General features: G+C 74.8%; 8 protein-coding genes. 4 read left to right on the top strand and 4 right to left on the bottom strand.

Annotated elements, in window-relative coordinates; all coding sequences use genetic code 11:
* Window positions 1-201: 201 nt before the first annotated feature.
* Window positions 202-471 carry a zf-HC2 domain-containing protein gene (locus ACFV6I_RS34575; RefSeq protein WP_380369027.1) on the bottom strand — a complete coding sequence of 90 codons (270 nt, stop codon included), beginning with the start codon at window positions 469-471 and terminating at the stop codon, window positions 202-204.
* 55 nt (window positions 472-526) lie between these two features.
* On the opposite strand from ACFV6I_RS34575, the gene ACFV6I_RS34570 reads away from it, so the two are divergent.
* The 4 genes from ACFV6I_RS34570 to ACFV6I_RS34555 all read left to right on the top strand — a co-directional run bounded on the left by ACFV6I_RS34570 (window position 527) and on the right by ACFV6I_RS34555 (window position 5310).
* Window positions 527-1090: a sigma-70 family RNA polymerase sigma factor gene (locus ACFV6I_RS34570; protein WP_079135986.1), complete on the top strand. Its 564-nt coding sequence runs from the start codon at window positions 527-529 to the stop codon at window positions 1088-1090.
* 230 nt (window positions 1091-1320) lie between these two features.
* Entirely contained in the window at window positions 1321-2694 is a 1374-nt protein-coding gene (locus tag ACFV6I_RS34565; RefSeq protein WP_380429753.1) for an MFS transporter, read from the top strand.
* A gap of 118 nt (window positions 2695-2812) precedes the next feature.
* On the top strand, window positions 2813-4183 hold the full coding sequence (locus tag ACFV6I_RS34560; protein WP_380429750.1) for a cytochrome P450: 1371 nt from the start codon (window positions 2813-2815) through the stop codon (window positions 4181-4183).
* A gap of 116 nt (window positions 4184-4299) precedes the next feature.
* Window positions 4300-5310 (top strand): L-tyrosine/L-tryptophan isonitrile synthase family protein, encoded by a 1011-nt coding sequence (locus tag ACFV6I_RS34555; protein WP_380429748.1) that lies wholly within the window; start codon window positions 4300-4302, stop codon window positions 5308-5310.
* On the opposite strand, the gene ACFV6I_RS34550 is transcribed toward ACFV6I_RS34555, so the two are convergent.
* Genes ACFV6I_RS34550 through ACFV6I_RS34540 form a run of 3 tightly spaced genes read right to left on the bottom strand, consistent with a single transcriptional unit; the run spans window position 5295 to window position 8401 of the window.
* Window positions 5295-6200 (bottom strand): ABC transporter ATP-binding protein, encoded by a 906-nt coding sequence (locus ACFV6I_RS34550; RefSeq protein ID WP_380429745.1) that lies wholly within the window; start codon window positions 6198-6200, stop codon window positions 5295-5297. The genes ACFV6I_RS34555 and ACFV6I_RS34550 overlap by 16 nt on opposite strands.
* The gene (locus ACFV6I_RS34545; protein ID WP_380429743.1) at window positions 6197-7285 is read right to left on the bottom strand and encodes a FecCD family ABC transporter permease; all 1089 of its coding nucleotides are present in this window, start codon (window positions 7283-7285) and stop codon (window positions 6197-6199) included. Before ACFV6I_RS34545 ends, ACFV6I_RS34550 begins: the two co-directional genes overlap by 4 nt.
* A 3-nt stretch (window positions 7286-7288) precedes the next feature.
* Window positions 7289-8401, bottom strand: coding sequence for an ABC transporter substrate-binding protein (locus ACFV6I_RS34540; protein WP_380429740.1), 1113 nt, complete (start codon window positions 8399-8401; stop codon window positions 7289-7291).
* Window positions 8402-8538: the final 137 nt, after the last annotated feature.

Genomic DNA, 8538 nt, shown 5'->3' with positions numbered 1-8538 from the left:
GGGGGGGTGCGGGCGGGCGGGGGCCCCCGGGGCCGGGCCCCGCGCCGCCCCGCGGACTCCGCGGGGGGGGCGGGGGGGGCCGCGGGTTCGCCCCCGCGCGGCGGGCGGCCCCGCCTCGGGTGGCGCCGCTCCCAGCCCTCCCCTCAGGACCTTCGCATGCCTGACTACGACGGCGCACCGGCTTGGACCGGCGCCACCGTCCTACCGCTCCACGGCCTCCGGCCCGTCCGGAGCCTGACCGCCCCCGAGCCCCCGCACGCCGAGTCCGTCCAGCAAGCGGGCCGACCACTCGTCCGACGGGCCGGCGGCGGCGCTCGCCCGGACGCGGCCGCGCAGTTGCTCGGCCCGCTCCAGCCACGCACGGCAACCGGCGCAGCGCGCGACGTGCCCGTCCAACCGGCCACCCGACAGTCCGGTCGGTTCGCCGTCGAGCCGGGCCGACAGGGCGGTACGGAACTGCGCGCATCTCATACGACCATCGTCCCGCACTGCCCTCACGGTGGGACCGGCCGGGTGGGAGGCCACCGTGGATGACGAGCAGCTCACCGCGCTCGCACTGACCGCCCGCGCGGGCCGGGCCCCGGACGTCGAGGCCTTCGTCCGCGCCACCCAGCGGGACGTCTGGCGGTTCGTCGCCCACCTCACCGACGTCCAGTCCGCCGACGACCTCGCGCAGGAGACCTTCCTGCGCGCGCTGCGCGGCCTGCCCGCGTTCGCCGGCCGCTCCTCGGCCCGCACCTGGCTGCTGTCGATCGCCCGGCGCACGGTGATCGACCGGTACCGGACGGCCGCCGCCCGACCGCGCTGCGCGGCGCTGCCGGACTGGCAGGAGGCCGCGGAGCGGCAGGGGGCCGAACCGGCGGCCGGGTTCGAGGACGGCGTCGCGCTCGGGGACCTGCTCGACCGGGTGCCCGCCCAGCGGCGGGAGGCCTTCGTCCTCACCCAGATGGTCGGCCTGAGCTACGCCGAGGCGGCCGAGGTCGCCGGCTGCCCGATCGGCACCGTACGCTCCCGAGTCGCCCGCGCCCGGGAGGAGCTGATAGCCCGGCTCCGAGCGGCCGAGGGCGGGGAACTCGCAGCGGCCTGCTGAGCGGGGGCAGGTAGCGGGTAACAGATGACAACTAACAGATAACAGATTTCGAAATCTGTTATCTGTTAGTTGTTAGTTGTCTGCTATCGGTTGCCATCCGTCCGTCGCCCCCGTCCGTCCGAAAATTCCTTCACATGTTCGGAACTGGAGCCCCCGCGCCTCCGACTGCTGTACCGGACCCCGCCGCCGAGGCGGTGTCCGGTACAGCAGTCGGGCAACGGAGGGACTTCATGGCAGCGCAACAGCCGCTGACCGCCACCACGTTGATGAACAGTCAGGCCGAACCGGCAGACCGGTGGATCCTGGTCGTGGCCGCCGGGCTGCTCTCGTTCGTCGCGATGCTCGACATGAACGTGGTCAACCTGGCCCTCACCGACATCTCGGCCAGCCTGCACGTGTCCGCCGGGGTCGCCCAGTGGGCCACCCTCGGCTACCAACTCCCGCTGGTGGCACTCCTCTTGCCCGCCGGGCGCTGGCTGGACCAGGTGGGCACCCGCTCGGCGCTGCTGCTCGCCGTCAGCTGCTTCGCCGCGTGCAGCGTGCTGGCCTCCCTCGCCCCCTGGGCGGGCTGGCTGATCGCCGCCCGACTGCTCCAGGGCGCCTTCGGCGCGGTGCTGTTCGTCCTGATGCCGGTGCTGGCCGCCACCTCCGTCCGCCCCGAATCGCGCGGACGGGCGATGAGCATCCCGGCGACGCTCGGCCCGCTCGGCGCCGTCACCGGGCCGGTCATCGGCGGCCTGCTACTGGACCACTTCGGCTGGCGGGCGGTCTTCCTGATCAAGCTGCCGGTCTGCCTGGCCGCCGTGCTGATCGTGCGCCGGTACGCCCCGCGGCGGGGCCACCTGCGCCCGCCCGACCGGGCGTCGCTCGGCGACGCCGCCCTGATAGGCGCGGCCGTCGCCGCCGTGCTGCTCGCGCTGACCCTGGCCCCGGAGGCGCCGCTGTGGCTGCTGCTGGCGCTGCCCGCCGCCCCCCTGGTGCTGGTCTGGCTGCGCCGCCCCGGGGGCAGGCCGGTCGCCGAGGTGCTGCGGGCCGCCGGAACCGTCGGGGTCAACGCGTCGGTGCTGGCCCTCGCCGCCGGCTTCGCGGCCTGCCACTACCTGCTCGCCCAGCACCTGCGCGGTCCGGGCGGCGAGAGCGCCACCGCCACCGCGCTCACCATGCTGGCCTTCCCGCTCGGCATGGTGCTGGCCGGCCGGGTCGGCGGACGGCTGGCCGACCGCTGGGGCGCCCGCCCGACCGCGCTCGCCGGCGCCGCCGTCACCACCCTCGGCCTGGCGCTGCTCGTCCCGCTGGACACCGGCTGGTCCGCCGCCGACATCGCCTGGCGGCTCGCCCTGGCCGGTGTCGGGATGGGCCTCAACGGCGGCCCCACCCAGGCCCTGGTGATGACCGCCTCGCCCCCCGGGAAGCTCGCCACCGCAGGCTCCGCCGTCCAACTGGCCCGCAGCCTGGGCTTCGCCCTCGGCCCGGCCCTGGCCGGCGCCGCCGCGCTGGCCGGCGACCGCGCCACCACCGGCACCCGGACGGGCATCGCCCTGGCCGCCCTGGTCGCGGCGACGGCCGTGGCACTGCTCGCCCTGCACCGCCGCCCACGGACCTGAGCCTGCCGGACCGCGCCTCCCCAACTCCCAACGCCCGCATGCCCAGAGCCCGTACCCCAGAGCCCATACCCGAGAGCCCGCACCCCGCCATGCCCGCACCACCGGAGGAACACCGCAGATGACCGACACCGTCCACGATCCGGCGCCGGCCCACCCGGCGGACGAACCGCGCTGCCCGTACGGGTACGACCAACTCCCGGACCCAGTACCGCTGTACGGCCCCGCGTACAAGAGCGACCCGTACCCGCTCTACCGGCGGATGCGCGAGGCCGGGCCGGTGCACCGGGTGGAGTTCCCGAGCGGCATCCACGCCTGGCTGGTCACCGGCTACCAGGCCGCCCACGAGACCCTCAACGACCCCAGGTTCGGCAAGAACCACGCACTGGGCAACGAGAACTGGCACAAGCTGGCGTCGATCATGCCCGAGCCGCAGCACTCCCAGTTGCAGGTCCACCTGCTGCACCAGGACCCGCCCAAGCACACCACGATGCGCCGGCTCGTCCTGGACGCCTTCGCGCCGCGCCGGGTGGAGTCGTTGCGCCCGCGCTTCCAGGAGCTGGCCGACGCGCTGGTCGACGAACTGCCCGAGACCGGCGGCGCCGACCTGGTGGCCGGCTTCGCGGCGCACTTCCCGTTCCGGGTGCTCGCCGAAGTGATCGGCCTGCCGGCCGAGTTGGCGGTGCGATTCGACCGCGACTGGGGCAAGGTCGTGCAGCCCGTCGGCCCGCACGATCCGGGCCGCCCGGCGTACGAGGCGCGGCTGCGCGGCCTCCAGACGTACATCGCCGACGTGGTCGCCCACAAGCGCGCCGGGAACCTCGCCGATGGCCACGACCGGCACGACCCGGCCACGACGGACGCCGACCTGCTGGGCCGGCTCGTCGCCGCCCACGACGCGGGCGAGTTGAGCCGCGAGGAGCTGGACTCCATGGTGTTCCAGCTGTTGGTCGCGGGCCAGGAGCCGGTCACCAACCAGATCACCACCATGCTGATCACGCTGCTGCGCCACCCCGACCAGCTCGCCCGGCTGCGCGACTCCCTCTCCGAGGGGCCCGCCCACGACCCCGGCCTGTTGGCCCGCGCGGTGGAGGAACTGCTGCGCCACGACGCCGCGTTCGAGCTCACCACCTGGCGGTTCCTCGCCGAGGACGGAGACCTGTTCGGGACCACCGTCCCGGCCGGCGACTCGGTGATCGTCTCGCTGTGCGCCGCCAACCGGGACGAGACGCGGTTCCCGGACGCGGACCGCCTCGACCTCGACCGCACGCCCAACGCCCATCTCGCCTTCGGCCACGGCATCCACTACTGCCCCGGCGCCGCCCTGGCCCGGGCCGAACTCCAGACCGCCATCGCCACCGTGCTCACCCGGCTGCCCGGGCTGCGCCCGTCCGAGGCCGCCGACGAGGGCCTGGACTCCCTCGCCTGGATCCCCGCCGTCCTGGCGCGCGGGGTCAACCGGCTGCCCGTCGGCTACGACCGGCGCGCCTGAGCCGGGGCCCTCGGCCACCCTGCGAACACCCCGCGGCCGCGCCCGCCCGCCGACGTCCGCCCGACGTCGGCCCGGCGTCCGCTCCACGCCCGCACCACCTTCCACGGAGGACCACCATGCCGCCCGCCGGCACCGTTTCCACCCGCCACCACCACACCGCACCTGCGCCCACGCCCGCGCCGGAGCCCGCGAACACCGGGGGCGGCACCGACCAGCAGGACGCCGCACGGCTCGCCGCCCGGATCCTCGGCCTGCTGCTGCCGCACCGCCGCGCCTCCGACCCGGGGCTGGACGCCAAGCCCGAGCATTTCCCATTCCAGCTGGCCCAGTTGACGGACTTCATCACCGCCGGCGACCCGATCCTCTTCACCCTGCCCGGCTTCCCCTGCAAGTCGCCGAACCCCGCGAAGGTGCTCAGCCACCTGCCCGACGAGGGCGAACGGCTGTCGCTCACCTTCCTCGACGGGCTCTGCGCGGAGATCGGCGGGTACTACGAGCCCGGCGCGCGGATCCTGATCTGCTCGGACGGGCACATCTTCGGCGACCTCGTCCACGTCCCCGACGACCACATCGACGAGTACTCCGACGAGTTGACGGCGATGATCGGGCGCGAGGACCTCGCCCACCTCGCCACCTTCGACCTGCGGGACGTCCTCGGCGACCTGCCGTACGACGACAAGCGCGCCCGGGTGCACGCCCAGTACGCGCCGAGCGTCGAGGAGTTGCGCGAGCAGGTGCTGACGGACGAGGAGACCCTGCGGCTCTACCGCGGCATCACCCGCTTCCTGACCGACGACACCGTCGGCTTCACCGGCACCCGCTCCGCCCTGCAGCGCGACTGCCGCCGCCGCGCGTACGGGGTGATCCAGCGCAGCCGCGCCTGGGGCGAGTTGATCGCCGAGCAGCACCCCCGGTCGGTCCGGCTGTCCATCCACCCGCAGCCGGCGGGCGCACCGAAGTTCGGCATCCGGCTGCTGGAAGCTGCCGACGCCTGGATGACGCCCTGGCACTCCTCGGTACTCCACCGCGCCGATGGGGACTGGGAGTTGCTGCGCAGCGAGGACGCCGCGCAGCGCGGCCGGCTGGTCGAACTCGACGGCCGGCCGAGCCACTACGAGGCGCTCTGACGCGCGGGCTCCACCCCGGCGGCGTCCAACCCGACGAACCCCGCCCCACCAGCATCCGCCCCGGCCCCGGCACCCTCCACCGGAGCCGGGGCGGTCGGGACGGCCGGGGCAGTCGGGGCGGCCGGGGTTCGGTGGTCGAAGGCGATCAACGGGTCACCGGTGAGCGGGTGTTCGACCACTGCCGCCCGGACGCCGAACACCTCGGCCAGCAGCTCCGCGGTCAGCACCTCGCGCGGCGCCCCGGAGGCCACCAGGGCGCCGCGGTGCAGGACGTGCAGCCGGTCGCAGACGGAGGCGGCCGCGTTGAGGTCGTGCAGCGCGACCAGGGTGGTGCGGCGCTGGTCCCGCAGCAGGGCGAGGAGTTCGACCTGGTGCCGGACGTCCAGGTGGTTGGTCGGCTCGTCCAGCACCAGGACGTCCGGCTGCTGGGCCAGCGCGCGGGCCAGCAGCACCCGTTGCCGTTCGCCCCCGGACAGTTGGGCGAAGCGGCGGTCGGCGGCGTCCGCCATGCCGACCCGTGCCAGCGCGTCGGCGGTGATCCGGTGGTCCTCGGCGTCGTCGCCGGCGAACGACCGTTTGTAGGGGGTGCGGCCCATCGCGACCACTTCGCGGACGCTCAACTCGAAGTCCCCGCCCCGCTCCTGCGGCAGCGCGGCGATGTGCCGGGCGGACTGCGCGGGGCGCAGCCCGGCCAGGTCGCGCCCGGCCAGCAGCACCCGCCCGGCGCTCGGCCGCAGGTGCCGGTAGACGGTGCGCAGCAGGCTGGACTTGCCGCTGCCGTTGGGCCCGACCAGGCCGGCGATCTCCCCCTCCTCGGCGACCAGGTGGACGCCGGCCACCACCGCCCGCCCGGACAGGGTGACGCTCAGGTCCTCGACGGCGATCCTCACGTGCGCTCCAGTCGTCGGTCCAGCAGGTAGAGCAGGGTGGGGGCGCCGAGGACGGCGGTGACCACGCCGATCGGCAGTTCCTGGCCGTCCAGCGCGGTGCGGGCCACGGTGTCGACCACGACCAGCAGCAGTGCGCCGGTGAGCGCGGACAGCGGCAGCAGGCGCCGGTGGTCGCCGCCGACGAGCAGGCGGCAGACGTGCGGCACCATCAGTCCGACGAAGCCGATCGCGCCGGAGACCGCGACCAGCACGCCGGTCAGCACGCTGGTGACGACGAAGACCTCCCGGCGCAGCCGGGTGACGTCCACGCCGAGCCCGGCGGCCGTCTCGTCGCCCATGAGCATCGCGTTGAGCCCGCGGGCACGGGCCTGGAGCAGGGCCAGCCCGAGCACCACCGCGACGGCGGGGACGGCTAGTTGGGCCCAGACGGCGCCGCCGAGACTGCCCATCAGCCAGAACAGCACGCCACGGGTCTGCTGCTCGTCGCGGGTCTGCAGGACGAGGTAGCTGGTGATGCCGCCGAGGAACTGGGCGATGGCGATGCCCGCGAGGACCAGGCGCAGCGGGGAGAAGCCGCCGCCGCGCCGGGCCGCCAGCCAGACCAGGGAGAACGCGGCGAGCGCGCCGGCGAAGGCCGCCAGGGAGACGGTGAGGCCGAGCGCGCTGCCGAAGGCGAGGTCGAGGCCGAGCGAGGTGCCGAGGACGATCGCCGCGACCGCCCCGAGGGAGGCGCCGGAGGAGATGCCGAGCAGGTAGGGGTCGGCGAGCGGGTTGCGGACCAGGGCCTGCACGGCCGTGCCGACCAGGCCGAGCCCGGCCCCGACCGTCGCCGCCAGCAGGGCGCGCGAGACGCGCAGTTGCCAGACGATGAGGTCGCGGGTGCCGGGTTCGGGGGCCCGCCCGGTGAGGTGGTGGGCGACCACCGACCAGACCTCGCCGGGCGGGATGTCCACCGCGCCGAACGACACGGCGGCGGTCAGCGCGAGCACCAGGGCGGCGGTCAGCGCGACGGCCAGCGGCCCGGCCCGCTGGGTGCGGGCCGGGCGGGGCTCCTCGCGCCGTTCGGCGGAGACGGCCGACGTCACCGTCTACTGCCCGTTCTTGACGAGGTCGGGGTGGACGGTGGCGGCGATCTGCCGGACGGCGTCGGCGTTGCGCACGCCCGCGATGGTGGTGACCTCGGAGCCGAGCCGCACGAAGTGGCCCTCCTGGACGGCCTTCAGGCCCTGGGTCGCGGGGAAACCGCGCAGGAACGCCTCGGCGTCGTCGAAGGCCTTGCGGGTGGCCTCCTCGCTGCCCCGGTTGCGGACGGCGAGCTGGATCCAGTCCGGGTTCTTGGCGACGACGTCCTCCCAGGAGCCGGGCTTGAAGTCGGCGTCGCAGTCGGCGAACACGTTGCGGGCGCCGGCCTGGGTGATCACCGCGTTGGCGACCTGCCGGCCGCAGACCGCCACCGGCTGCTTGGTGCCGGCGTCGAAGTCGAAGACGAAGTAGCCGGGCCGCTGCGCCTGCGCGACGCCGGCGAGGGCGGTGCGCACCTCGCCGACCTGCTTCTCCATCCCGGTGACGAGTTCCTCCGCGCGGGCGGCCGTGCCGGTGACCGCGCCGAGGCGGCGGATGTCGTTCTCGACCCCGGACAGGTCGGTGCGCGGCGCCTTGGCGGCCTTGGGGGTGCCGGCGCAGGCGGTCGAGAGGAGGTAGACGTGCTGGATGCCAGCCGCCGCGAACTCCTCCTCGCTGGGCCCGGTGGCGCCGCCGCCCATCATCGGCATCGCGCCGAAGGTGTCGACGTAGAGGTCGGCGCCGGAGCCGAGCAGCTTCTCCTTGGGGATCGTCTTGTCGCCGAGCACCGGCACCTTGGCGCCCTGTTCGGCCAGGGCCGGCGGGAGGGTGCCCTTGCCGGGCGGGAAGCCGGTACCGATCACCCGGTCGCCCGCGCCGAGTTGGAGCAGTATCTCCAGGGCGGCGGCATTGCTGGTGACGATCTTGGCGGGGGCCTTGGCGATGGTGGTCTCCCGGTCCGCGCAGTCGGCCACCTTGACGGGGTAGCCGCCGGCCGGGGCGGTCTGGGCGGCGCCGGCCGCGCCGCGCTCTCCGCCTCCCCCGCCGCCGTTTCCGGCACCGCTTCCGGCGCCGCTTCCGCAGGCCGTGGCGAACAGGGCGACGACGGCCGCGATTCCGCAGACAACGCGAGGGCGCATGACAATTCTCCTGGTGGGTGATCGTGCCAGGGCGTGTCTGAAAATTCGCGGCGGATCAGCGCGCGGCGTTGGGCGCCCGGCTGGGCGCGCCGGCGAAGCGTCCTCGTACTGGGTCGTACTTGGACGTTTCGCCGGTG

Source organism: Kitasatospora sp. NPDC059803 (assembly GCF_042732255.1).
Lineage (GTDB): Bacteria > Actinomycetota > Actinomycetes > Streptomycetales > Streptomycetaceae > Kitasatospora.
The sequence above is the reverse complement of the archived record's forward strand: the minus strand, read 5'-3'. Positions and strand labels throughout refer to the sequence as shown.

What these genes read in the sequence shown, in the direction of transcription:
- ACFV6I_RS34575 (WP_380369027.1), bottom strand. Translation starts at nt 471, where the DNA reads ATGAGATGCGCGCAGTTCCGTACCGCCCTGTCGGCCCGGCTCGACGGC.
- ACFV6I_RS34565 (WP_380429753.1), top strand. Translation starts at nt 1,321, where the DNA reads ATGGCAGCGCAACAGCCGCTGACCGCCACCACGTTGATGAACAGTCAG.
- ACFV6I_RS34560 (WP_380429750.1), top strand. Translation starts at nt 2,813, where the DNA reads ATGACCGACACCGTCCACGATCCGGCGCCGGCCCACCCGGCGGACGAA.
- ACFV6I_RS34555 (WP_380429748.1), top strand. Translation starts at nt 4,300, where the DNA reads ATGCCGCCCGCCGGCACCGTTTCCACCCGCCACCACCACACCGCACCT.
- ACFV6I_RS34540 (WP_380429740.1), bottom strand. Translation starts at nt 8,401, where the DNA reads ATGCGCCCTCGCGTTGTCTGCGGAATCGCGGCCGTCGTCGCCCTGTTC.